General features: G+C 65.9%; 22 protein-coding genes. 15 read left to right on the forward strand and 7 right to left on the reverse strand.

Going from position 1 to position 24,814, the window contains the following annotated elements:
• The first annotated feature begins 39 nt into the window (after positions 1-39).
• Entirely contained in the window at positions 40-966 is a 927-nt protein-coding gene (locus GGD65_RS12625; protein ID WP_183235451.1) for a cytochrome c, read from the forward strand.
• Between the two features lies 1 nt (position 967).
• Here GGD65_RS12625 and GGD65_RS12630 read toward each other — a convergent pair whose 3' ends face one another.
• Both GGD65_RS12630 and GGD65_RS12635 read right to left on the reverse strand, forming a co-directional pair.
• Positions 968-1,213: an Lrp/AsnC family transcriptional regulator gene (locus GGD65_RS12630; RefSeq protein WP_018317369.1), complete on the reverse strand. Its 246-nt coding sequence runs from the start codon at positions 1,211-1,213 to the stop codon at positions 968-970.
• Positions 1,214-1,308: 95 nt separating this feature from the next.
• Positions 1,309-3,252 (reverse strand): PAS domain S-box protein, encoded by a 1,944-nt coding sequence (locus GGD65_RS12635; RefSeq protein ID WP_246783254.1) that lies wholly within the window; start codon positions 3,250-3,252, stop codon positions 1,309-1,311.
• Positions 3,253-3,605: 353 nt separating this feature from the next.
• Between GGD65_RS12635 and thiD the strand changes: the two genes are divergently transcribed.
• From thiD to GGD65_RS12655, 4 genes are all read left to right on the forward strand, one after another.
• Positions 3,606-4,406: a bifunctional hydroxymethylpyrimidine kinase/phosphomethylpyrimidine kinase gene (thiD, locus tag GGD65_RS12640; RefSeq protein ID WP_183235453.1), complete on the forward strand. Its 801-nt coding sequence runs from the start codon at positions 3,606-3,608 to the stop codon at positions 4,404-4,406.
• Positions 4,407-4,649: 243 nt separating this feature from the next.
• Positions 4,650-5,462 (forward strand): UDP-2,3-diacylglucosamine diphosphatase, encoded by an 813-nt coding sequence (locus GGD65_RS12645; RefSeq protein ID WP_018317366.1) that lies wholly within the window; start codon positions 4,650-4,652, stop codon positions 5,460-5,462.
• A gap of 13 nt (positions 5,463-5,475) precedes the next feature.
• Complete coding sequence (locus tag GGD65_RS12650; RefSeq protein WP_018317365.1) at positions 5,476-6,519, forward strand: glycosyltransferase family 1 protein; 1,044 nt, start codon at positions 5,476-5,478, stop codon at positions 6,517-6,519.
• A 158-nt stretch (positions 6,520-6,677) separates the two neighbouring features.
• Positions 6,678-7,661 (forward strand): threonine/serine dehydratase, encoded by a 984-nt coding sequence (locus GGD65_RS12655; RefSeq protein WP_018317364.1) that lies wholly within the window; start codon positions 6,678-6,680, stop codon positions 7,659-7,661.
• Between the two features lie 284 nt (positions 7,662-7,945).
• Here the strand turns inward: GGD65_RS12655 and GGD65_RS12660 are convergent, their stop codons facing one another.
• Positions 7,946-9,745, reverse strand: a complete 1,800-nt coding sequence (locus GGD65_RS12660) for a caspase family protein (RefSeq protein WP_183235454.1) — start codon at positions 9,743-9,745, stop codon at positions 7,946-7,948.
• Between the two features lie 165 nt (positions 9,746-9,910).
• Between GGD65_RS12660 and GGD65_RS12665 the strand changes: the two genes are divergently transcribed.
• A complete protein-coding gene (locus tag GGD65_RS12665) occupies positions 9,911-10,354 on the forward strand; it encodes an RbsD/FucU family protein (RefSeq protein WP_183235455.1) in 444 nt (147 codons plus the stop codon).
• Here GGD65_RS12665 and GGD65_RS12670 read toward each other — a convergent pair.
• A complete protein-coding gene (locus tag GGD65_RS12670; protein ID WP_018317361.1) occupies positions 10,351-10,734 on the reverse strand; it encodes a glyoxalase in 384 nt (127 codons plus the stop codon). The genes GGD65_RS12665 and GGD65_RS12670 overlap by 4 nt on opposite strands.
• Positions 10,735-10,888: 154 nt before the next feature.
• Between GGD65_RS12670 and GGD65_RS12675 the strand changes: the two genes are divergently transcribed.
• Positions 10,889-11,248 (forward strand): hypothetical protein, encoded by a 360-nt coding sequence (locus GGD65_RS12675; protein ID WP_179737876.1) that lies wholly within the window; start codon positions 10,889-10,891, stop codon positions 11,246-11,248.
• Between the two features lie 15 nt (positions 11,249-11,263).
• On the opposite strand, the gene GGD65_RS12680 is transcribed toward GGD65_RS12675, so the two are convergent.
• Entirely contained in the window at positions 11,264-11,617 is a 354-nt protein-coding gene (locus tag GGD65_RS12680) for an ADP-ribosylation/crystallin J1 (protein WP_183235456.1), read from the reverse strand.
• Positions 11,618-11,912: 295 nt separating this feature from the next.
• Positions 11,913-13,328 carry a hypothetical protein gene (locus GGD65_RS12685; protein WP_183235457.1) on the reverse strand — a complete coding sequence of 472 codons (1,416 nt, stop codon included), beginning with the start codon at positions 13,326-13,328 and terminating at the stop codon, positions 11,913-11,915.
• A gap of 75 nt (positions 13,329-13,403) precedes the next feature.
• Between GGD65_RS12685 and GGD65_RS12690 the strand changes: the two genes are divergently transcribed.
• Positions 13,404-14,600, forward strand: a complete 1,197-nt coding sequence (locus GGD65_RS12690) for a major facilitator superfamily domain-containing protein 6 (RefSeq protein ID WP_183235458.1) — start codon at positions 13,404-13,406, stop codon at positions 14,598-14,600.
• Here GGD65_RS12690 and dgcA read toward each other — a convergent pair.
• Positions 14,570-15,565: an N-acetyl-D-Glu racemase DgcA gene (gene dgcA, locus GGD65_RS12695; protein ID WP_183235459.1), complete on the reverse strand. Its 996-nt coding sequence runs from the start codon at positions 15,563-15,565 to the stop codon at positions 14,570-14,572. The genes GGD65_RS12690 and dgcA overlap by 31 nt on opposite strands.
• A 134-nt stretch (positions 15,566-15,699) precedes the next feature.
• Between dgcA and GGD65_RS12700 the strand changes: the two genes are divergently transcribed.
• The 7 genes from GGD65_RS12700 to GGD65_RS12730 all read left to right on the forward strand — a co-directional run bounded on the left by GGD65_RS12700 (position 15,700) and on the right by GGD65_RS12730 (position 24,775).
• Positions 15,700-16,833, forward strand: coding sequence for an ABC transporter permease (locus GGD65_RS12700; protein ID WP_183235460.1), 1,134 nt, complete (start codon positions 15,700-15,702; stop codon positions 16,831-16,833).
• Positions 16,834-16,835: 2 nt separating this feature from the next.
• A complete protein-coding gene (locus GGD65_RS12705; RefSeq protein ID WP_018317355.1) occupies positions 16,836-17,606 on the forward strand; it encodes an ABC transporter ATP-binding protein in 771 nt (256 codons plus the stop codon).
• A 42-nt stretch (positions 17,607-17,648) separates the two neighbouring features.
• A complete protein-coding gene (locus GGD65_RS12710) occupies positions 17,649-18,521 on the forward strand; it encodes an MlaD family protein (RefSeq protein WP_018317354.1) in 873 nt (290 codons plus the stop codon).
• 252 nt (positions 18,522-18,773) lie between these two features.
• The gene (locus GGD65_RS12715) at positions 18,774-18,950 is read left to right on the forward strand and encodes a DUF3311 domain-containing protein (RefSeq protein WP_183235461.1); all 177 of its coding nucleotides are present in this window, start codon (positions 18,774-18,776) and stop codon (positions 18,948-18,950) included.
• Positions 18,940-20,430, forward strand: a complete 1,491-nt coding sequence (mctP, locus tag GGD65_RS12720; protein WP_183235462.1) for a monocarboxylate uptake permease MctP — start codon at positions 18,940-18,942, stop codon at positions 20,428-20,430. The genes GGD65_RS12715 and mctP overlap by 11 nt, the downstream gene beginning before the upstream one ends.
• Positions 20,431-20,579: 149 nt before the next feature.
• On the forward strand, positions 20,580-24,125 hold the full coding sequence (locus GGD65_RS12725; protein ID WP_183235463.1) for a NahK/ErcS family hybrid sensor histidine kinase/response regulator: 3,546 nt from the start codon (positions 20,580-20,582) through the stop codon (positions 24,123-24,125).
• On the forward strand, positions 24,122-24,775 hold the full coding sequence (locus GGD65_RS12730) for a response regulator transcription factor (protein ID WP_183235516.1): 654 nt from the start codon (positions 24,122-24,124) through the stop codon (positions 24,773-24,775). Before GGD65_RS12725 ends, GGD65_RS12730 begins: the two co-directional genes overlap by 4 nt.
• The last annotated feature ends 39 nt before the right edge of the window (positions 24,776-24,814 follow it).

Consider the following 24,814-nt stretch of genomic DNA (forward strand, 5'->3'; position numbering starts at 1 on the left):
ATCAGTCTTAGATTCTCCGCGACGAGTGAATGGATCCGCATGTTGCAACGAACAATTCTCGTGGGGCTGCTCGCCGCGGTCACTGCTGCCGTGGTCTATTGGTGGCTCAGCGCGCCAGTGGTGGCGGCCGCGGGCAATGCGCCGGCCCACGTGGCAAACCTTGCCAACGGCGAGGCCATGTTCAACGCCGGGGGCTGCGCGTCCTGCCATGCCACTCCGGACCAGCCCGACCGTGTCAAGCTCGGTGGCGGCCTCGCGATCAAGTCGCCGTTCGGAACGTTCTACGCGCCGAACATCTCTCCCGATCCGAACGACGGCATCGGCAAATGGACCGACGCCGACTTCATCAACGCGGTGATGCACGGGGTTTCGCCAAACGGGCAGCATTATTTTCCTGCCTTTCCCTATACGTCCTATCAGCACGCAAGGCGCGAGGACGTGCTCGATCTCTTCGCCTATCTGAAGACGCTGCCGTCTGTTGCCGGCAAGGTGCGTGACCACGATATCCCGTTTCCCTTCGATATCCGGCGCAATGTCGGCATCTGGAAATTGCTGTTCATGGACGGCAAGCGCTTCGTCGCTGACGGCACCAAGTCGCCGCAATTCAATCGCGGCGCCTATCTCGTCAACAGCTTTGGCCATTGCGCCGAATGCCACAGCCCGCGCAACGCGCTTGGCGGCATCATCTCGGGCGAGCGCTTTGCCGGCGGGCCCAATCCGGAAGGCGAGGGGTGGGTCCCCAACATCACCCAGAAGCGCCTCGGCGAGTGGAGCGCCAAGGATATCGCCGATTTGCTCAAGACCGGCGACTTGCCCGACGGCGACAGCGTCGGCGGCGCGATGAGGCGGGTGATCAAGAACACCTCGCAATTGTCCGACGCGGATATTGCGGCGATGGCGGACTATCTCAAATCGCTGCCGCCGGTCGACGGTCCGCCGCGGCCCAAGCGCAAGGAAGCTGGTTAGCTCAGCTGGCGCCGAACGCCTTGAAGGTGATGATGGTGAGGGTGTCCTGGATGCCCGGCAGCACCTGCACCTTCTCGTTGACGAAATGTCCGATGTCGGTGTCCTTGTCGACGTAGAATTTCACCAGGAGGTCATATTGGCCGGCCGTGGAGTAGATCTCGGACGCGATCTCGGCTTCGGCAAGCGCATTGGCGACCGTATAGGACTGACCGAGCTTGCATTTGATCTGGACGAAGAAAGGAACCATCGCGGGCACTCCGAAAGCGTATCTGACGGCTAATAGGCCAAACCCGGCCCGATTTAGCAAGCGGACTTGCCGGCCGCCAGATGCCGGTCCCTCGTTTAGGACGTCACCACGGCCGCGGCGAATGCGTCTCTGAGCCGCTGGGCGAGCTCGACCTTGCGATAGGGCTTGGTCAGCACGATCGCCTGCGCATGCGCGTGGCCCTGCTCGACCAGGGTCTCCAGCGCGTAGCCCGAGGTAAACAGGACCGGCAGACCGGGACGAATCCGCCGCGCTTGGTCGGCGAGCTCCCAGCCGCTCATGCCGCCGGGCATCACGATGTCGGTGAACAGCATGTCGATACCGGGCTCGGTACGCAGCTGCTGCAAGGCCTCCTTGCCGTTGACCGCGGCAACGACGCGATATCCGAGAGCTTCCACCCTGCGAATGGCGGAGGAGCGAACGAACGGATCGTCCTCGGCGATCAGGATCGTCTCGTATCCTCGGGGCGCCGCGTCCTCGCCATCGGAAAGCTCGGCGTGCGATGATCCAATGTCCGCGCGCGGCAAATAGATCCGGACCGTCGTCCCAAGGCCCGGCTCGCTGTAGATCGTGACATGGCCATTGGATTGCTTGGCGAAACCATAGACCATGCTGAGGCCGAGGCCCGAGCCCTTGCCGACCTCCTTGGTGGTGAAGAACGGCTCGAACACGCGCCGGGTGACGTCCGGCGTCATGCCTTCGCCGTCGTCGGTGATCGAGATCAACACATAGCTGCCGGATGCGACTTCGGGGTGAAGGGCGCGATAGTCGTCGTCGAGTGTCGTCAACTCCGTGCTCAGGGTCAGATGACCACCGGCCGGCATGGCATCCTGCGCATTGAGCGCAAGGTTGAGCACGGCGGATTCGAGCTGGGCCCGATCCGCGAAGGCCACGATCGTGCCGGGCCTGGAAGCCGTCCTGATCTCGATGTCCTCGCGCAAGGTGCGCTTGAGCAGCTTGAACATGGACTCGAGCAGGCCGCGGCAATCGATCGTCTGGGGCTGCAGCAACTGGCGGCGACTGAACGCGAGCAGGCGCTGCGTCAGCTCGGCGCCCCGCTCACCCGACTGGCAGATGTCCTCGGAAAAGCGGCGCAGGTCGGGCCTCGCCTTGAGCTGCTCGCTCAGATGCTCGGCGTTGCCGATGATGACGGTGAGCAGGTTGTTGAAGTCGTGGGCGATGCCGCCGGAGAGCTGGCCGACCGTCTCCATCTTCTGCGCCTGCTGGAGCTGCTGCTCGGTCAGCTTGCGCGCGGTCAGGTCGTGGACGATGCCGACGAAGATCAATTCGCCGTCCTGCCGGGTCCGGCCGACCGACACGTCCATCGGAAAGGTCGAACCGTCCTTGCGCAGGCCGATGGCCTCGCCGGCGGTCGCGAAATGCCTTGCGTGGCTGTCGGGCGCGGTGCCCGCCTCGGGCATCAGCATCCTGACGTTCCGGCCCATGACCTCGTCGGCAGAGTAGCCGAACAAGCGCTCGCAGGCCGGATTGAACAGCAGAATATGGTCCTGCGCGTCGAGCAGGATGACCCCGTCGACCGCGGTCTCGACGATCGCGGTGAGGCGCGCCACGCTCTCGCGCATCGCGCGCTGGGCGTCGCTGACCTGCTTGAGCAGCAGCGTCGCGTCCCGGCTCTTGATCTCCTCCTCCTCGAGCGCGGCCTGGACCTGCCGCAGCTCGAACGGCGAGGGGATCGTCAGGATCTTCGGCAGCAGCGGCCAGAGCGCGCCCGCCGTGACCACGGATGCCACCGCGGTCGCCGCCTTGACCATGCCCTCGATGCCATAGACCGGGACCCAGAGCGTGTAGATCGACAGCACATGGGTGAGGCCGCACGCCATGATGAAAATCGCGAAGGCCCAATAGACCCAGCCGAACTTTAGGTCGCGCCGCTTGGTGACCAGGATCGCAAGGGCAAACGGAATCGAAAAATAGGCGGCGGCGATGCAGGCGTCGGACACGACGTGAAGCCAGATCAGCTCAGGCTCCCACAACAGGCAGATGCCGTGCGGCGACAGCATGGACGAGTCGAGGAGACGTTCAAAAAAGGCCCACATCATTCCCACCCCAAGATTCCGTTCCAGGCGGCTTGCGGGCCGTGAGCCCGCAACATGGGTGTCGCTGGACAGTTCCACTCTCACCTCGCGCTCTTCGGCGAAGCAGGTGAGGTTCGAGACTATACCAAGGGTCCGGCGCGGTTGCATTTTCAAGTCCGCACGATTGCGGGGCGAGGCGGCCCGCTGTTTGCCTGATTCGCAGGGAATGCACGGCGTCGCGAATCACTATCGGACACGGCTCGGTGCGCTTGCCGGTGTTCCACGGCCGCGCTAGGACAGGCCATGGCGGTGTCTGTATCCAGCAAAGGTGTCCGGCGATGACGACCCCGGTCGCACTCACCATCGCCGGCTCCGATTCGAGCGGCGGCGCCGGCATCCAGGCCGACCTGAAGACGTTTGCCGCGCTCGGCGTCTACGGCGCGTCCGTCATTACGGCCTTGACCGCGCAGAACACGCGCGGCGTCACCGGCATTCATGCGGTGCCGGCCGAGTTCGTCACCGCGCAGATCGATGCGGTGTTTTCCGATCTCGACATTGGCGCGGTGAAGATCGGCATGGTGGCCCAGGTCGCCAGTATCGATGCGATCGCGGCCGCGCTGTCGCGCTGGGCGCCCGGCCATGTCGTGCTCGATCCCGTGATGGTGGCGACCTCCGGCGACCGGCTGCTGGCATCCGAGGCCGTCGACGCGCTCCGCACAAAACTGATACCGCTGGCGTCGGTGATCACGCCCAATCTGCCGGAGGCCGCGGCTCTGCTCGACGAGCCGGTCGCTGCAAGCGAGGCCGAGATCGAAACCCAGGGGCATCGCCTGCTGGCGCTCGGCTGCGGTGCGGTCCTGATCAAGGGCGGACACGGCGAGGGCGCCGAGAGTACCGACTATCTCGTCACGTCCGAAAGCACGATCGCGCTTGCGGCGCCGCGCGTTGCCACACGCAACACCCATGGCACCGGCTGCTCGCTGTCCTCGGCGGTCGCGGCGGGGCTCGCCAAGGGCGAAGGTCTGGAGCTTGTCGTGCGCAACGCCAAGACCTGGATCAGCGCGGCCATCGCAGCCGCTGACCGCTTCAGCGTCGGGCACGGCCACGGCCCGGTCCATCATTTCCACAAGTTCTACTGAGGCGAGCGGCCAGCGGGAGCGCAGGCGTTCGTCTGTTCAGCGCTGCTCGTGTGGGTAGTTCACCCTCCCCTGGAGGGGGAGGGTAGGATTGCTGCGGCGCCCCCTGCGGCGCCATGTCGCCTGATTGTCGCATGCGACTGATATTCGCGGAGAGGGCGAGGCAAGGCGTGATTCGTATCTGAAGGTGCCTCAAAAGTTCAATCGGTCATCCCCCTGTCACGGGACATTGTTACAGGCTGGCGCATGGGAAGTTACGATGTGAGTGACGAGAGCCCGGAGCGGCGCTTTCGCACGTTGTTCATCTCCGACGTTCATCTCGGAGCCCGCGGTTCTCAAGCCGATCTTCTGCTCGACTTCCTGCGCTACCATGATGCCGACACGATCTATCTGGTCGGCGACATCGTCGACGGCTGGGCGCTGAAATCGAGCTGGAACTGGCCGCAATCCCACAATGACCTCGTGCAGAAGCTGCTGCGCAAGGCGCGCAAGGGCGCCAAGGTCGTCTACATCCCCGGCAATCACGACGAGTTCCTGCGCAACTATTACGGCACGCATTTCGGCGGCATCGACGTCGTCGAGAACACCGTCCACACCGGCGTGGACGGCAAGCGTTATCTCGTCATCCACGGCGACATCTTCGACCTCGTGGTGCAGAACGCGCGCTGGCTCGCCCATCTCGGCGACAAGGCCTACGACTTCGCGATCCAGATGAATCGCTTCGTCAACTTCTTCCGCCGCCTGTTTGGCGTGCCCTATTGGTCGCTGTCGCAATGGGCCAAGCAGAAGGTCAAGAACGCCGTCAACTATATCGGCGCGTTCGAGCAGGCGCTCGCCGCCGAGGCGCGGCGCCACGACGCCGACGGCGTGATCTGCGGCCACATCCACTACGCCGTGATCCGCGACGAGGGCGGCATCCGCTACATGAATTGCGGCGACTGGGTCGAGAGCTGCACGGCCCTGGTCGAGCACGACGACGGCCATTTCGAGATCATCACCTGGGCGGATCATTTGCAGAAGCCGGCACAAGTCCCGCAGGTTGCAGCCAGAGCTGCATAACAGAGGCCGCCTGATGCGCATCCTGGTCGCGACCGACGCCTGGCACCCGCAAGTCAACGGTGTGGTTCGGACGCTGACCAAGCTCGCCGACGCCGGCAAAAGCCTCGGCGTCGAATTCACATTCCTGACGCCGCAATCGTTCCGCACCTTTGCGATGCCGAGCTATCGCGACGTGCGTCTGGCGATGCCGCGTCCGGCGCGCATTGCGAAGCTGATCGCGGAGGCGCGCCCCGACAGCATCCACATCGCGACCGAAGGGCCGATCGGCCTGATGGTCCGCCGCTACTGCCGCCAGCGCAGGCTGCCGTTCACGACCAGCTTCCACACCCGCTTTCCCGAATATGTCCGCGCCCGCGTGCCGGTGCCGGGCTCGCTGATCTGGCGGGCGCTGCGCCGCTTCCACAGCGCCAGCCGCGCCGTGATGGCTGCAACGCCTGCGCTCGCCCGCGAGCTGACCGAGCGCGGCTTCGACAATGTCGTGCTGTGGCCGCGCGGCGTCGACACCCAGCTGTTCCACCCCCGCGCCATCGATCTCTGCCTGCCGGCGCCGGTGTTCCTGTCGGTCGGCCGCGTCGCCGTGGAGAAGAATCTCGAGGGCTTCCTCGACCTCGATCTGCCCGGCACCAAGGTCATCGTCGGCGACGGCCCCGCGCGCGCCTCGCTCGAAGAGGCCTATCCCGATGCGATCTTCCTCGGCGAGAAGCACGGCGAGGAACTGGCGGATATCTATGCGGCCGCCGACGTCTTCGTGTTTCCGAGCAAGACCGACACGTTCGGCCTGGTGCTGCTCGAAGCGCTCGCAAGCGGCCTGCCGGTGGCCGCTTTCCCGGTGAAGGGCCCCCGCGACGTCATCGGTGATGCCCCGGTCGGCGCGCTCGATCACGACTTGCGCAGCGCCTGCTTCGCGGCATTGGATATCTCCCGGCAGGACTGCGTCGCGTTCGCGGCCAATTACACCTGGGAAGCCTCGGCGAGGGCCTTTGTGGCCAGCATTGAGGCGGTAGGCGCGGTGCTGCCTGGCCGGAACGGCGCGGAACAGCCGCGCTTCGTGGCCTAGAGCTATCTCGATCCGATGGATCGAAATAGCTCTAGATTCTTGTTTTGACGCGTTTTCTTCACGCGAACCGGTTTCCACTTCGCTCGAAAACGCTATGGGGAAAATCCTCGCGCGGAGGTGTCTTGCCCGGGCCTCATCGGCCGCGATAACATTCGGCCATGACCGAACAGCTCCTCCCGATCGGCCCCGCCGATATCGACGCCGCAGCGCGCGTGATCGCGCCCTACGCCATCCGCACTCCGCTGTTGTCCTTTCCCGTGCTCAACGAGCGCGTCGGCGCGAAGGTGTTCTTGAAACCGGAGATGCTCCAGCGCACCGGCTCGTTCAAGTTCCGCGGCGCCTTCAACAAGGTGTTCTCGATCCCGCAGGACAAGCGCGCCGGCGGCGTCGTGGCGTTCTCCTCTGGCAACCACGCCCAGGGCGTGGCGGCCGCGGCAAAAATCCTCGACATGCAGGCGACCATCGTGATGCCTGCGGATGCGCCGCTGTCGAAGCGCGAGCGCACCAAATCCTATGGCGCCGAGGTCGTGCTCTATGATCGCGACAAGGACGACCGCGAGGCGATCTCGCGCGGCATCGCCGAAAAGCGCGGCGCGACGCTGGTGAGGCCCTATGACGATCCCTTCGTGATCGCGGGGCAGGGCACCGCCGGCCGCGAGATCGCGGAAGACTTGGCGGGCCTCGGCCTTAGCCCCGACATCGTGGTCGCACCGGCCTCCGGCGGCGGCCTGATCGCGGGCGTAGCGACCGCCGTGAAGGCACGCTATCCGCGCGCCGAGATCGTGGTGGCCGAGCCCGAGGCGTTCGACGATCACGGCATCTCGCTGAGCGCAGGACATCGCGAGCCGCATCCACCCGCGGGCCGCACCATCTGCGATGCGCTGATGGCCCTGATCCCCGGCGAGATGACCTTCGCGATCAACAGCAAGCTGCTCGCGCGCGGCGTCACCGCGTCGGACAAGGAAGTCGGCGCCGCCGTCGCCTTCGCCTATCGCGAGCTGAAGCTCGTGGTGGAGCCCGGCGGCGCTGTCGGCCTCGCCGCGCTGCTGGCGGGCCGGCTCGACGTCGCCGGCAAGAACGTCGTCATCGTGCTCTCCGGCGGCAATGTCGACGCGGATCTGTTCGCCGAGCTGGTGGCCTAGCCGTCATTCCGGGCCTGCGCCTTTCGGCGCATCCCGGAATGACCACGTCTAAGGGTTTATGAAGAAGGGGCAGAGCGTTGCCGCTCTGCCCCTTCTTTGTGTTTGTCGATCTTGTGGATCGAACTAACCGCTTGCTCGGTGAAACCTCTCCCGCTTGCGGGGGAGGTCGGCGCGAAGCGCCGGGTGGGGCTCTTTCCTCTTGGGGATTGTCCCGTTGCGGAGAGACCCTCTCCCCAACCCTCCCCCGCAAGCGGGGGAGGGAGCGCACCTTCTTCTTCGCCCAATCAGTGCATGAAGCCGCCGCGACGGTTGCCGCCGCCATTCATGCTCGGCGCCTGGTTCATCGACTGCCGGAAGTTGTTGTTGCTGTTGACCATGCGGCTCGGCATCGTGTTGAGCTGCGGGCGGTTGTTCTGGACGTTGTTCTGCACCTGCACCTTGTTCACCGGATTGTTGTTGAGCTTCACGATGCCGGTGTTGCCGTTGTTGACGCGGATCGGGTGGTTCTGCGTCTGAACGGGCTTCACGTCGACAGTCGAGCCGCCCTTGCCGACATTCACCGGCATGCTCACGATCTTGCCCGGCTTGCCATTGGCGTTGCCAGCGTCCGGCTTGTTGTTGGTCGCGGGCAGGGTGACGATCTTGCCGATGCCGCCATTGCTGGTGGTCGTGTTGGTCGGTGCAGGCAGGGTGACGATCTTGCCCGGGGTCTGTGACGGCGTGCCGTTCGGCTGGTTGTTGCCCGAGGGCAGGTTGCCGATCTGGCCACCATTGCCGAGCTTGCCGATGACATTGCCGTCGACCGGCTTCTGCACGACCGGCAGATTACCGTTGATCTGGCCGCCATTACCCTGCTGCAGCGGCATGTACTTCGGCTGGCCGAGATTGCCGATCTTGAAGGTCGGAGCAATGTTCTGCGGAGCCAGGAACTTGGTCGCCTGCATCAAGGGGATCTGCTTCGGCTGCATCTGCAGCTTCAGGGCCATTTGCGCATAGGGGCTGGTGCCGTAGCTGTCATAGAAGGTCTTGTAGGCAACCGGCGAATTCACGAGCACCGCCTTGTGCCAGGCCTGCGAGAGCAGGATGTTGTTGAGCAGCCAGCGGACGTGGTCGCACAGCGGGTCGTGCGGGTACATCCGGATGAACTCCTGATAATATTCCGGCCGGCCCTCCGACACGACATAGTCATAGGCCTGACGAGTCGAGCGGCTCGGCAGGTTGGAGGCCATCTGCACCACCGGTGCCCTGACCGGCGCGCGGTTCGCGGCAACCGCGGTGTCGCCGAAGAAGGTGAAGTCCGAGGTCAGCGAGGAGCTCTCCCACGGGATCTGCGCACCGCTGGTGGACTGGTTCACTTGCAGGCGAACGCGCTTGAACAGCTGCTCGATCGGCACGTTGGGTTCACGTGCGACGTTCAGGAACGCCTGCGTGTAGGGGCTGTGACCGCCGGTGCCGTCGAGCGCTTCAGCGCCCGGTGCGGTCGAGTAACCGACGATCGAGCCGTTCGGCGCATCGACGATGGCAAGGCCGCGGCCGGCGTCATTGACATCAGGGAACGGGTTGTTGCGGCAGGCATCGAGGATGACGATGCGCATGCGGCTCGGGATCGTCTCCAGCGTCGACATCACGTCGACCAGGCGCACCGAATTGTTGACGAGCTCGGTCTGGTTCGACACCTTGGCGTCGACGGGAACGAGATAGTTCTCGCCGGCGAGCTGCACGCCGTGACCGGCGTAATAGACCATCGCCACGGTGTTCGGACCGCGCGCGGACACCTTGGCGGAGAAGTCCTGCACCACGCGGAGCATGTCGTTCTGGGTCAGGTCGGTCGCGGCAACCACCTCGAAGCCGGCCGAGTTCAGGAACTTCGCCATCGACTCGGCGTCATTGTCGGGATTGGCGAGCTGCGGCGCGTTCTTGTAGTTCGAATTGCCGATCACCAGCGCCACCCGCTGCTCCGGGCCCTGGAGCGCGGTGGGGGCCGGCTCGAACGGGGCAACTTGCGCGGAAACAGGGCCGCAAGCGAAGCCGAACAGGCTCCCCACGAGGCTTGCTGTCATCAGGAAAGGCTTTAGGCGGAACATGGCGTGCTCCTTTGGCACTGATCTCGATGCGAGATTGGTTGCGAGGGAGCCTCGCCGCGTTCGAGCTTGAGGTCCGTGATCCCCCTCACCATGGTGGCCTTGCGTGATCTGAATCACGCTCGGAACCTGCTATGGTGAACGATCGATAAGGGGAACTGCGGTCACATGCTGAAATCGATCGATCCGATCCTGACGCCCGACCTGCTCTGGCTGCTGGCCTCCATGGGCCACGGCGACGATCTCGTGGTCGTCGACGCCAACCACCCGGCCACGCACATCGCCCGCTCGACATCGTCGCAGCGCCTGATCCAGCTGCCGGGCATGACGATGGAGACGGCCGTTCGCGCCATCATGACGCTCTACCCGCTCGACGATTTCGATCCCGACCCGGTGCGGGTGATGGCGCCGGTCGACGATCCCGACCGCGTGCCCGACGTGCAGGGCGCCGTGCTGGCTGAGATCGAGCGCGCGGTCGGACGCGCCGTTATTCCCGGCAACCTCTCGCGGGCGGATTTTTATCGCGCGGCCGCGGCGGGGTTTGGTGTCGTGCAGGTCGGCGACAGCAGGGGGTACGGCTGCTTCCTGATCAGGAAGGGCGTGATCAGCTAGCCGGATTGGCGCATCAGCGCCGAGGGCCAGCCAATCCGGACGAGAAGGCCATCGGGGCCGTTGATGCCGACTTCATACATGCCCCATTCGCGGTGGCGCAGCACGCCGCCGGGCCGGATGATGAGATCGTCCACGCGCGCGGCAATGGCCTCGACCTCGGGCGTGCGAATGAAAATGCCAAAGGGATTGTGCTCCGGCACGCGCCACGGGCCATCGCCGGCTTGCGTGAGATGCACCTCGCATCCCCAGCCGCTCATGATGACATAGCCGGCATCGCCGCCGATGCGCGCAAAGCCGAGCCGTTCCCAGAATGGAATTGCGGCGGGAAGATCGTTGCTGGGAACGATCGCAAAGGCGCCGACGCGCGGGCTCTCAGGCATTCGGTCACTCCGGCACATGCAAGCGGTCCGCGCCGCGTTCACGCTACGCGTTGCGAGCTGAGCTTATCGAGAGTGGCCGCTCGGCAGAAGCGGCGAAACGTCCCGCACTCGAATTTGAATGGCGCGGCGGGAACTGACTGTCTATGGTTTCACCATGTCCCGCTTTATGTGTCTGTCTGTTGCCATCATCCTCTCGCTGCTGCCGACTGTGGCGTCCGCTGAGCCCCTTCAAAAGCGTCCCAAGCCCGTCTGGAAGGGCTACGGCTTCCTGCCGGGCTATCGTCAGCCGCTGAGCAACAGCATTCCGCTCTACAAGCAGAAGGACGCGATGCGTCGGCTCGCGCGCAACGACCGCCGCCACTGGTACATCGATCCGGTTCCGCAATATTATCGCTGGGACGGCGAGTGGCACTATTTCGGCCGCCCCGGCTTCAACGGCGGCCGCTACAACGGCGGCAGTTTCGGTCCGTGCTGGACGCGCACGCCGATCGGCGCGGTGTGGAATTGCGGATGATCGGGCGCGCGACGGCTAGGGAAAGCTGCGGACGACCTCGATCGGTCCGACGATCGCTGCATTGAAGGCATCGAGGTTTTCGGCCGGAATCCAGTATTCCAGATGCGACCGTCCGCCAGCTTCCTGCACGTCATACTTCGCGATGAAGTCGCGCTTGACCGCAAAGCGCGTCACGAAGCCGGAGCCGCTCGCCGGGACATTCCAGTCGCGCGCGATCTTGATGGCGTAGTCTTCCGTCAGCACCGGATAGAAGATCGGCTGGTCCGGCAGGCGCGGCGGAAACGCGCGCATGCCGGATTGCCGGATCAGTTCCAGTTCTTTCGGGCCGACGGGGCGCCAGAGGGTGAGGGTGTCTTCGGCCACGGACATCTGTTGAGAGGACTAGGTTCAAGCTCGTACATACACCTACGGCCAGACGGGGCAACAGCACTTGGCAGCCCGGCCACGAGATTGAGCCGCGAGCACCCGTCCATCACCGTCACCCTGAGGTGCTCGCCTCTTCGGCGAGCCTCGAAGGGCGACGCCCGGCTGCATCGGGGCCGCGCATCCTTCGAGGCTCCCCGCACGATGCTGAGCATCGTGCGTCTCGCGCCTCAGGATGACGGAGTTGGCAGTCTCGCTGTCGCTTCGTTGCTCGCAATGACGCGGAGAGAGCGCTCCCCCTTTACGAGAAGAACGCGATCTTCTCGGCCTGGGTCATGCGGCGGATTGGCGCGAGCGGGTCGTTGGCGGGCGCGCGGGGTTTTTGCAGGATGCCACTGGCGAGGATGGTGGCGCCGAGCGAGGGCTCGGGGAGCGGCGTGGGCATCGGAAGCGTTGCGGCCGGTGCTGCGGCGAGCGATGCGGTGGCTGCCATCGCCGGGGCCTGCTGCTCCATCACTTCGGCGGCGGCCTCCGCGATGGCTTCGGTGAGGCGCGCGAGCGAGTCCATTGCGATCGGCGCGTCGGCGGCGGGCTCTTCCACCATGGGAGCGACGACAGGCTGAGGCGCGATCGGTTCCGGAAGCTCCGCAGCAATGGGCGCTGCAGCCTCCGCCACCATCGGCTCCGGAACGGCCGCTTCCATCTCGACCGGCGCGATGATCTCGTCGAACTCCGGATCGGGCGCGGCCATCTCCAGCGCGATGGCCTCGAGCACGGCGTCGTCCTCGGCTTGCGCGGCCGCGTCGAGCGCGAACGCGTCAGCGGCTTCCGCGAAGGCGGCGGTGTCCGTGGCCGGCTCTTCCAACGGGACGGCTTCGGGCGCGACGTCTTCTGGCGCGACTTGGTCGAGCGCTGTGCTCTCGACGGCGATCTGGCTCTCGGCCGCAATCTCCGGCGCGACGGCCGCGTCCATTGCCTGTTGCGCCTCGGCGAACGCTTCGACGGCGACGGTCGCTTCGGGCTCGGCAGCCGCGGCGACGTCCCGCTGTGACTCCGTAAAAGCCACGGATGCTTCGCTCGCCATCGCCGCGGGCGCGGCCGCGGCGGGCGGAGCGTCGGCGGCGGATGATGGCGCCTGCTGCATCGGAGCCGACGTGGACGGCGCCGCCTGCGGCGATGCGCCGCCGTCGGTCTGGTCGACCCGATCCCTCAAGAGATCGAATGCGGCTTTGAGCTCGACGCGGGGGTCGATGGTCGAAATCTGTCCGCAGGCGGCCTCGATCGAGGCGAGCTGCGAATCAATGAGGTCGCAGATTCGTCCGTCGGCGCCGATCTCGCGCCAGCGCCAGGAGATCTCCTTGATGATGCGCACGCCGCGCGGGATCGCGGCGAGGCTCGTCTCGATCGCGGCGGGGTCGACGGCGGCGATGGCGATCGTCTCGGCCTCGCGGATCGCGCGGCGAATCTCGACCAGCGCTTCGGGCAGGCGGTCTTCGACGACGAGTTGTCGCTGCGCCGCAAGGGTTTCTTCGATTTTCGCGACCGCGTCGAGCACCATGCGCGTGTCGGCATTGCGGTTGCGCTTGGCGTATTCGCCGAGGAACCAGCGGCCGCGCGCCGTCTCCATGAAGGCTTCGCGGATCGCGTCGTAATCCTGCTCGTTCGGCTCGGCCGCGCGGGCAGACATGGGCGAAAGGGCGAATGCTTCGTTGGCCATTGCGATCTCGTCGCGCAAATCACCGCGCGTTACAGTAACGATCACCACGATATCGTCCGAATCGCAATTGGTTTGATGGCACCCGAATCACAAATCCCCACGCCAGCATCCGCGAAACGGCGATTCGCCGTCAGCCTCGCCCTGTTCTATTCGGCCGTCTTCGCTGTCTCGGGCACGCATCTGCCGTTCTTCCCGGTATGGCTGAAGGCGATCGGCGTCGACGCGGCCTGGATCGGGCTCATCAACGCGCTGCCGGCGATCACACGCTTCACCACGCTGCCGCAAGTGACCGCCTTCGCCGAGAAGCGACATGCCATTCGCGCCGGCATGATGGTGTCGGTGCTGGCGACCGCGATTGGCTTCACCGCGGTCGGCTTGCAGCAGCAGCCGCTGGCGCTGTTCCTGATCTACGCGCTGACCTGCATGATGTGGACGCCGACGATGCCGCTGACCGATGCCTATGCGCTACGCGGCGTCGCCCGTTACGGGCTCGACTACGGACCCTTGCGGCTGTGGGGCTCGGCGGCCTTCGCCGCCGGCTCGCTCGCCTGCGGCTATCTCGTCGACCACATCGCCGCGCGCGACCTGATCTGGGTCATCGTCGCATGGGCCGTCGTTGCGGTCGCAGCCGGCCTGCTGCTTCAGCCGCTCGACGATGTCAGGCGCAAGACGACCGAGAGACATGCCGGCAAGGCGCTGCTGCGCGATGCCGGCTTCTGGGCCGTCATCGTCTCGGCTGCGCTGATTCAGGGCAGCCACGTCGCCTACTACACCTTCTCGGCCATCAACTGGCAGCTCCATGGGATCAGTGGGCTGACGATCGCGGGTCTGTGGACGCTGGGCGTGATCGCGGAGATCGTGGTGTTCGCGCTGTCGCCGCGCTTCTCGCTGCATCCGTCCACCATGATCGCGATCGGAGGGCTCAGCGCCGTGCTGCGCTGGATCGTCACGGCGAGCGAGCCGGCGCTCGCGCTGCTGGCGATCGTCCAGCTCGGCCACGGTCTCAGCTTCGGCATGACCATCGTCGGCACGATGAATCTGCTGGTGCAGCGCGTGCCCTCGCATCAGATCGCGCGAGGGCAGGGCTATTACGCCGCGTGCAACGGGCTTCTGGGCGCTGCGACCTCGATCGCCTCAGGCGCGATCTACGCCCGTATCGGCGATGGTCTGTATTACGTGATGGCCGCGATGGCGGCGGCCGGCGCGCTTCTGATCTGGTCGGCGCGGCACCGGCTCAAGCCTCAGCCCCAGAGCGAGGCGTCCGGCGGATAGACCAGGCTGTCGTCGTAACGCAGGCCGTGATCGCGGTCGCGCGCCAGCAGCAAGGGGCCATCGAGATCGACGAAGCGCGCCTGCGGCGTCACCAGCATCGCGGGGGCCATCGACAGCGAGGTTGCGACCATGCAGCCGATCATGATTTCGAAGCCGAGCGCCTGCGCGGCGTCCGCCATCGCAAGGGCCTCGGTGAGGCCGCCGGTCTTGTCAAGCTTGATGTTCACGGCGTCGTAGCGGTCGCGCAACGGGGCAAGCGAGGAGCGGTCATGCACGCTCTCGTCGGCGCAGACCGCGAGCGGGCGCTTGATCCGCGCCAGCGCCTCGTCTTTGCCCGCGGGCAGTGGCTGCTCAACCAGGATGACGCCGGCGGCATCGCAGGCGGCGAGATTGTGCGCCAGATTGGCCTCGGTCCAGGCCTCGTTGGCATCGACGATCAGCTCGGATTCGGGAGCGGCCTTGCGCACCGCCGCGATCCGCTCCGGATCGCCGTCGCCGCCGAGCTTGATCTTGAGCAGCGGCCGGTGCGCCGCCTTGGCGGTGGCGGCCGCCATGGCCACGGGGGTCCCTAACGAGATCGTGTACGCCGTAGTGCGCTCGCCCGGCACCGGGCGACCCATCAGGTTCCAGGCCCGCTGGCCCGCCGCCTTGGCCTCCAGGTCGATCAGGGCGCAGTCCAGGGCATTGCGGGCCGCACCGGGCGCCATGGCGGTCTGGAGGGCTTGCCGCGTCAGCCCGTCCGCCAAGGCCTGCTGCATGGCCTGGATCGCCGCCAGCGTCGCCTCGGGCGTCTCGCCATAGCGGGGATAGGGCACGCACTCGCCGCGGCCGGTCAGCCCGTCCCGGCCGACCTCCGCCACGACCGTCACGGCCTCGGTCTTGGCCCCCCGGCTGATGGTAAAGCTGCCCGCGATCGGGAAGCGCTCGATTCGCGCCGCCAGGGAAGCAAATTTCATGGAAGTCATTTTGAACTCTGGCGAAATCTGAACCTGCTAGTTACCTCTAGCAACTAACATTAACCACTTGGGGATACCTTCTCTGGGTAAGGGCGCGTGCGCAACTATCTGATTTTCTCCGCCCCGGCACGGGAGCGGACATCTTGAGCAGCGATCCGAAGCTGGAGCGGATTGCCAAGGGCAACGCGCTGGCCCTCTGCGCCACCGGGACATGGACTGCGAGCTTCGCGCCGGTCCTGGAGCGCATAGTGGCCGACGCCGAGAAGCTCGCCGGCGGCCCGCAAAGCATCTTCATCGACGTCTCCGAGGTCGCCAAGCTCGACACGTTCGGCGCCTGGCTGATCGAGCGGCTGCGCCGCAGCCTGACGAAAGGGACCGTCGAGGCGCAGATCGCGGGTCTCTCCGCCAATTATTCCAGCCTCGTGGACGAGGTGCGGCGGGTCAGGGCGACGGCCGTGGTCGACGGCGGCACGGTGACCATCACAGGCATGCTGGAGCAGATCGGCCGGACCGTGGCCGGCATCGGCGGCACGGTCGCAGGCCTCGTCGACATGCTCGGCGCCGTGCTCGCGGCATGGCTTCGCGTCCTGATCCATCCGCGCTCGTTCCGCCTGACCTCGACCGTGCATCACATGGAGCAGGTCTGCTGGCGCGCGGTGCCGATCATCGTGCTGATCACCTTCCTGATCGGCTGCATCATCGCCCAACAAGGCATCTTCCATTTCCGAAGGTTCGGCGCCGACATCTTCGTGGTCGACATGCTGGGCGTGCTGGTGCTGCGCGAGATCGGCGTGCTCCTGGTCGCGATCATGGTCGCGGGCCGCTCGGGCAGCGCCTACACCGCCGAGCTCGGCTCGATGAAGATGCGCGAGGAGATCGACGCGCTGCGCACCATGGGCTTCGATCCGATCGAGGTGCTGGTGCTGCCGCGCATGATGGCGCTGGTGCTGGCGCTGCCGATCCTGGCTTTTCTCGGCGCGATGGCGGCGCTCTATGGCGGCGGTCTCGTTGCCTGGCTCTATGGCGGGGTCGAGCCCGAAGCCTTCCTGCTGCGCTTGCGCGACGCCATCTCGATCGACCATTTCATCGTCGGCATCGTCAAGGCGCCGGTCATGGCCGCCGTGATCGGCATCGTCGCCTGCGTCGAGGGCCTTGCCGTGCAGGGCAGCGCGGAATCGCTGGGCCAGCACACCACGGCCTCGGTGGTGAAGGGCATCTTCTTCGTCATCGTCATGGACGGCGTGTTCGCCATCTTCTTCGCCTCGATCGGGATGTGACGATGGCTGGCGAGATCCAAAATCCGATCATCCGCGTGCGCGACATCACCGTGCAGTTCGGCTCAACACGCGTGCTCGACGGCCTCAACCTCGACGTCAAGCGCGGCGAGATCTTGGGTTTCGTCGGTCCTTCCGGTGCCGGCAAGTCGGTGCTGACGCGCACCATCATCGGTCTCGTGCCGAAGGTTGCGGGCTCCATCGAGGTGTTCGGCGTCGATCTGGACTCCTCGAGCACCTCGCAGCGCCGCAACGTGGAGCGGCGCTGGGGCGTGTTGTTTCAGCAGGGCGCGCTGTTCTCCTCGCTGACCGTGCGGCAGAACATCCAGTTTCCGATGCGCGAATATCTTCGGGTCTCGCAGCGGCTGATGGACGAGATCACGATGGCCAAGCTCACCATGGTCGGCCTCAAGCCCGAGGTTGCCGAGCGCTTCCCGTCCGAGCTCTCCGGCGGCATGATCAAGCGCGTGGCGCTGGCGCGCGCGCTGTCGCTCGATCCGGATCTCGTCTTCCTCGACGAGCCGACCTCGGGCCTCGATCCGATCGGCGCCGGCGATTTCGACGAGCTGGTCAGGACGCTCCAGCGCACTTTGGGGCTGACCGTTTTCATGGTAACCCACGACCTCGACAGCCTTTACACAGCGTGTGACCGCATCGCCGTTTTAGGGAACGGTAAGATCATAGCGGCAGGGTCGATCGCCGACATGCAGGCCTCGCAGCATCCCTGGCTGAGGCAATATTTCCATGGCAAGCGCGCCCGCGCGGTCATGGGTTGAGTGGCTGGGTTGAATAGCTGTGATGAGTAGCCGGAGCACCTGATGGAAACGCGGGCAAACTACGTCTTGATCGGGTCGTTCACGCTGGCGGTGATCGCCGCGGCGATCGGCTTCGTGCTCTGGTTCCAGTCGTTGCACACCACCAAGCAGCGCAGTCCCCTGCGCGTTGTGTTCGAGGGCCCGGCGGCGGGCCTGCGCAACGGCGGCAGTGTCAATTTCAACGGTATCCGGGTGGGCGAGGTGGTCTCGGTGAAGCTCGACAACCCGCGGCGGGTTGTCGCACTCGCCATGATCGAGAACAACGCCCCGATCCGCAAGGACACCCTGGTCGGCCTCGAATTCCAGGGCCTCACGGGCGTCGCCGCCATCTCGCTCAAGGGCGGGGACGAGGCCGCCGCCCCGCCGCCGCTCGATCAGGACGGCATTCCGACGCTGACGGCAGATCCCAACAAGCTCCAGGACGTCACCGAGGCGATCCGCGGCACGCTGCAGAACATCAACAAGATCGTCGCCGACAATCAGGAATCGGTGAAGAACTCGCTGAAGAACCTGGAGACCTTCACCAACTCGCTCGCGCGCAATTCCGAGAAGATCGACGGCGTGATGGCCAAGGTCGACGGCGTCATGCTCAAGGCCGACAACCTCATGCTCGGACTCAACACGCTCGCCGGCGGCAAGGACGGCGGCGAGCTGTTCCAGGCGGTGAAGTCGATCCGCGAGCTCGCCGACGATTTCGACAAGCGCTCCGGCGCGTTGATGAGCGACGGCCGTCGTACCCTCGGTGACATCAGCCGCGCCGTGAACAATTTCGACCGCAACCCGACCCGCGTGCTGTTCGGCGCCAGCAACTCATCGCAGCCCGCTCCGCCGCCCGAGCCGCCGAGGCCGGCCCCCACCGCGAGCGGCAGGCGCTAGGCGAGCGCAAGTTCGCGCACTTCGTCATCGTAGGTCTCGTGTCCCGGACGCGCTGCAGCGTGCGCTTCGTTCCTCGCAATGACGGCTTGCGGAGACCATCGCGGCGTTCTTCACCCCGCGCGATACGAAAGTATGGGGGTCCAGCCGAGCCAAGGTAGGGGGAGGGGTAGGCCGGTATTGTCCGCTATATCGCGCTCAAGGCGTGCCCACGACAAGGCGCGTCGACTTCACTCACAGGGGAGGAGAGAGCGCGTGGTACGTCTGCTGCTGTTGTTGCCGTTCATCGGCCTGATGATCGTGCCGTTCTACAATATCGGGGAGCCGCATCTGTTCGGCTTCCCGTTCTTCTACTGGTATCAGCTCGCCTGGGTGCCGCTGACCTCGCTGCTCACCTACATCGTCTACAGGAGCGTGCGCCGTGCTGACTAATGTCGATAGCGCGGCGTTCGCCGTATTCCTCGCACTGTTCATTCTCGTCACCGGCATGGGCTTCGTCGCCTCGCGCTGGCGCAAGCCGGAGACGCTCGCCCATCTCGACGAGTGGGGCCTTGGCGGCCGCAAGTTCGGGACCTGGATCACCTGGTTCCTGGTCGGCGGCGACTTCTACACCGCCTACACAGTGATCGCCGTTCCTGCGCTGGTCTACGCGGTCGGCGCCTACGGCTTCTTCGCGCTGCCCTACACCATCATCGTCTATCCGTTCGTGTTCGCGGTGATGCCGGTCCTGTGGAAGGTCGCCAAGGAGCGGGGCTACGTCACCGCGGGCGACGTGGTGCGCGGCGCCTACGGATCGCGCGGGCTCGAGCTTGCGGTCGCGGCCACCGGCGTGCTGGCGACGATGCCTTACATCGCGCTCCAGCTGATCGGCATGGAGGTGGCGATCAAGGCGCTCGGCCTGCACGGCGAGGTGCCACTCGTTCTCGCCTTCCTGGTGCTGGCGCTCTACACATATTCGTCGGGCCTGCGCGCGCCGGCGCTGATCGCCTTCGTCAAGGACATCATGATCTACATCGTGGTGATCGCCGCGATTGCGATCGTGCCCTCGAAGCTTGGCGGCTACGGAGCGATCTTCATCGCGGCGGATGCGGCATTCGCAGCGAAAGGCGCAGGCGGCATCCTGCTGTCCCCGGCGCAGATCGTGCCCTATGCCTCGCTGGCGCTGGGCTCGGCGCTCGCCGCCTTCATGTATCCGCACACGCTGACCGGCATCTTCGCGTCCTCGGGCGGCAACACCATCCGCAAGAATGCGATGATGCTGCCGGCCTACACGCTGCTGCTCGGCCTGCTTGCGCTGCTCGGTTACATGGGCCATGCGGCGGGCCTCAAGCTCGCCAGCAACAACGACGTCGTGCCCGAGCTGTTCAAGACGCTGTTCCCGAGCTGGTTCGCAGGCTTTGCCTTCGCCGCGATTGCGATCGGAGCGCTGGTGCCGGCCGCCGTCATGAGCATCGGCGCCGCCAATCTGTTCACCCGCAACTTCTGGAAGGTGTGGGTCGATCCGAAGGTGACGCCGGCAGGTGAGGCGAAGGTCGCCAAGATCACCTCAATGCTGGTGAAGGTCGGCGCGCTGCTCGCCATCCTCCTGATGCCGACGCAGTTCGCGCTCGACCTGCAACTGCTCGGGGGCCTCTGGATCCTGCAGACGCTGCCGGCGCTCGTGTTCGGTCTCTATCTGAACTGGTTCTCGAGCCCGGCGCTGCTGGCTGGCTGGGCCGTCGGCCTGGCAGGCGGATCGTGGCTCGCCTGGTCGGACGGATTGAAGCCGCTGCACAGCATCGACTTCGGCGCCGGGAAGGTCGCGATCTACACCGGTCTGTTGGCGCTCGCGCTCAACATCGTGGTGGCCGTCGTGGTCAACCTGGCGCTCAAGCGCATGCCGCAGCAACGGCTGTCCCGCGAGGCGGCCTGAGCGATTGCGGGCGGCGGCCGGGGAAATCCCTTCGGCCGCCGCTTGTCTGCGGACTGAAACGGCCTTCCATGCGATTGAAAACGCTCTAGTATCCGCCCGCGCCCGGCCGCTCGTCGCGAGCGCATCAGACTGTTTCGGGTGAGGATGTCTTGCAGGCGTGGTTCGTTCTTGCGGTCGCTGCCGGCTATGTGACCACGCTGTTCCTGGTGGCCTGGTGGGGCGACCGGCGAAGCGCCGGCGGGCCGCTGGTGTCGCCAAGCTCCTGGGCGGCCGCGATCAGCTATTGCCTGACGCTTGCGGTCTACAACACCTCGTGGAGCTTCTACGGCTCGGTCGGACGGGCCGCCACCAGCGGGCTCGACTTCGCCACGATCTATATCGGCCCGACCCTGGTGCTGCTGTTCGGCCAGCGGCTCCTGTCCAAGGTGATTGCGATCGCCAAGGCACAGAACGTCACCTCGATCGCGGACTTCATCGCCGCGCGCTACGGCAAGAGCCAGGTGCTTGCGGCCTTCGTGACGCTCGCATCGCTGCTCGGCGTGCTTCCCTATATCGCGCTCCAGCTCAAGGCCGTCGGCAAGAGTTTTGATTATCTGATCCTCCAGCCCGAGCGGGCCGGCGGCGAGGCGCTGCGGTTCTGGCAAGACTCGGCGTTCGGCGTCGCTGCATCGATGGCGCTGTTCGCGATCGTGTTCGGTGTCCGGCACGTCCATGCCAGCGAGCATCATCGCGGCCTGATGCTCGCGATCGCCTTCGAGAGCGTCGTCAAGCTGCTCGCATTCCTGATCGTCGCGCTGTTCGTGCTGTTCGGACCCTCCGGCGGGCCGGCCGCTCTGCTGTCGCAGTTTCAATCGGATCCGCAATTGGGCGGCATCCTGAGCTTCGACCCGGCGCAGCCGGTGTGGCCTGCAACCATCATCATCTCGGCAATTGCTTTCCTCTGCCTGCCGCAGGCCTTCCATGTCGCCGTCGTCGAGAATGAGAGCCCAAGCCATACGCGCACCGCGGCTTGGCTCTATCCGGCTTATCTTGCGCTGTTCAGCCTCTTGATCCTCCCGATCGCTGCGGCCGGGCTCACCCGCTTCGGCGGGATGATGGACCCCGACACCTACGTCATCTCGCTGCCGATCGCAGCCGATGCGGGCACCATCAGCCTGATCGCGTTTCTGGGCGGGCTGTCGGCCGCCACCGGCATGGTTATCATGACATCCGTTGCGCTCAGCACCATGCTCTGCAACGACGTCATCATGCCGCTGCTGCTGCGCTCGCGCGTCTTCGGCCTGCACGCACAGAGCCGGCCGATGACGTCGGTGCTGGTGACGGTGCGCCGGCTCTCGATCCTCAGCATCCTGCTGCTCGCCTATCTGATGCACCGCCTCGTCAACCAGTCCTATCCGCTCACCGTGATCGGCCTGTTGTCGTTCGTCGCGGTCGCACAATTCGGTCCGGCGTTCGTCGGCGGGCTGTTCTGGCCGCGGGCCAACAAGGCCGGCGCCTCGCTCGGGATCGCGGTCGGCTTCTTCGTCTGGGCCTACACGCTGCTGCTGCCCTCGGCCGCGCCGCTCTGGCCGGGGATCGAGGAAATCGTTCGCCAAGGTCCCTGGCAACTCGCCTGGCTCAAGCCGAATGCGCTGCTGGGCCTCGAAGGGATCGATCCGATCTCGCACGCCACGCTGTGGAGCCTTGGCGCCAATCTCGTCTGCTTCCTGATGGTCTCGGCGCTTGGCCGGCAATCGACAGTCGAGCGTAATCAGGCGGCCGCGTTCGCCGACGGCGTCGTCCGCGAATCCATCCCCAAGCTGTCGTCGCGCGTGGTGGTGCGGCTCGATGATCTCCGCGCGCTGGCGCTGCGTTTCGTCGGCGCCGAGCGCGGCGCGGCGGCCTTCGACGCTTATCTGGCGGCCCGCATCGCAGGGACGGGGCCGCGTCTCGATCCGTCGGGACTGGTCGATCTCGACTCGATTCGGTTTACCGAGAATTTGCTGGCCGGCGCGATCGGCGCGGCATCGGCGCGCGTCGTGATCGCGGCGTCGCTGGAAGGCCACTCGCTGTCGCGGCGGGAGGCGATGGCGATGCTCGACGAGGCCTCGGAAGCGCTGCGCTTCAACCGCAGCCTGTTGCAGTCTACGCTCGAAAGCGTACCGCAGGGCATTTGCGCCTTCGACGCCGATTTCAACATCACAGCCTGGAACGGTCGGTTCATCGCGCTGCTCGATCTGCCGCCGGACTTCGTGCGCGTGGGGCTTCCGCTGGCGGATCTCATCGCCTTCAATGTCGAGCGCGGCGAATATGCCGCATCCGAATTCGCCGCGCTTCTGGTCAACCGTGACGTCGCCACGCAGCGCTGGCCTTATCTCTACGAGCGCAAGCGGCCGGACGGCACGGTGCTGGAGATCGTCTACGACCGCGTCGCCGAGGGTGGCTACGTCTCGACCTATACCGACGTCACCGAGCGTCACCGTGCCGCCGAGGCCTTGCGACGCGCCAATGAGGGGCTCGAGCTGCGCGTCCGCGAGCGCACCGAGGCGCTCGAGCAGGCGAAGGCCGAAGCCGAGCAGGCCAATCTCGGCAAGACGCGCTTTTTGGCCGCGGCCAGCCACGATTTGCTGCAGCCGCTGAATGCGGCCCGTCTGTTTCTGTCCGCGCTCGACGAGAGCCTGAGCGCTCCGTCGCGCGATGGCGACGCCGACAAGGAGCGGACCCTCGTGAGCAGCGCGGTTACGGCGCTACGATCGACCGAGCACGTGCTCGACCGGCTGCTCGACATCTCCTCCTATGATGCCGGCGCCGTGCGCGCCGAGATATCCGACTTTCCGATCGCCGATCTCTTCGTGCAGTTGAACGTCGAATTCTCGGCGATGGCGCGCGAGCGCGGGATCGCCTTCCGCGTCGTCGATTGCGGCCTTGCGGTGCGCAGCGATCCGCATCTGCTGCGCCGGATCCTGCAGAACCTGCTGTCGAATGCGCTTCGCTACACGCCCAAGGGACGCATCCTGCTCGGCTGCCGGCGGCGCGGAGAGGCGCTGCGCATCGAGGTCTGGGACACCGGCGTCGGAATCGCGGCGGCAGACCAGAAGCGCATCTTCGAGGAGTTCCAGCGCCTCGCGCCGGGGGCGGAGAAGGGATTGGGCCTCGGGCTCGCCATCGTCGAGCGCGTGTCCCGGCTGCTGGACCATGCCGTCGACCTGCGTTCGCGCCCCGGACAAGGTTCGTGCTTTGCCGTCACGGTGCCGCTCGCGCGCGGACCAGGCCGGCCGCTTCGGCGCACCCCTGCGGTGGCCGTGCCGGCACCGGCGGAGCGCGCGCTGACCATCCTGTGCCTGGACAATGACGCGACCATCCTCGATGGGCTCTCTGCGCTGCTCGGCGGCTGGGGCCATCGCGTGCTGGTCGCAGCCGACGCCGCCGCGGCGATGCAAGCGGCAGCCGCCGTCCTGCCGGACGTCGTGCTGCTCGATTACCACCTCGACGGCGGCTGCAACGGCTTGGACTTTCTCGACAATCTCAGGCAGAAGTCGGGACGCGAGGTCGGTGCGCTGGTCGTCACCGGCGATCGCAGCGAGGCGGTGCGCCAGGCGGCGAGGGCGCGCGGCTGCGAGGTCCTGTCGAAGCCGGTCAAGCCGGCGGCCCTGCGGCGCTTTCTCGGCGGCGAAGCCCTGAGCCGGCAGTTCGGCACGAAACCGGAGACTTCCTGACGATGCGCATCCTGATCGGCGACGACCACCCGCTGGTGCAGGCCGCGCTCCGTAGCGCGTTGTCGACCGTGCTGCCCGATCTCGACATCGTCGCCTGCCAGTCGCTGGACGAGGCGCTGAATGCGCTCGCGGCCCAGTCCGACGAGATCGACCTGATCCTCTGGGATCTGACGATGCCGGGCATCCAGGGCTTTGCCGCGCTATTCATCCTGTCGGCGCAGTTCCCGACGGTGCCGGTCGCGATCATCTCGGCCCGGCAGGACGCCGCCACCATCCGTCGCGCCATCGCCTATGGCGCATCCGGTTACATCCCGAAATCGCTCAGCCTGCCCGAGATGGCTGATGCGATCACAAGGATCCTCGCCGGCGAGATCTGGATGCCGCCCAATGTCGGCGGCCGCGGCTCGATCCAGAGCGCCGACATCGAGCTCGCCGCGCGCATGGCCACCCTCTCGGCGCAGCAGCTGCGAATTCTCGCGATGATCGTGGAAGGCAAGCTCAACAAGCAGATCGCGGGCGAGCTCGATATCGCCGAGCAGACGGTGAAGGGCCACGTCTCGACGATCTTGCGCAAGCTGGGCGTCGGCTCGCGCACGCAGGCGGCCGTCCTCGCGGAACGGCTGTCGTTCGGCCAGCCCGGCAGCAATTGAGCTTCAGAACATCCAAACAAAAACGGAGGCCGTGAGGCC

This window comes from Bradyrhizobium sp. CIR18 (assembly GCF_014198295.1).
GTDB lineage: Bacteria > Pseudomonadota > Alphaproteobacteria > Rhizobiales > Xanthobacteraceae > Bradyrhizobium.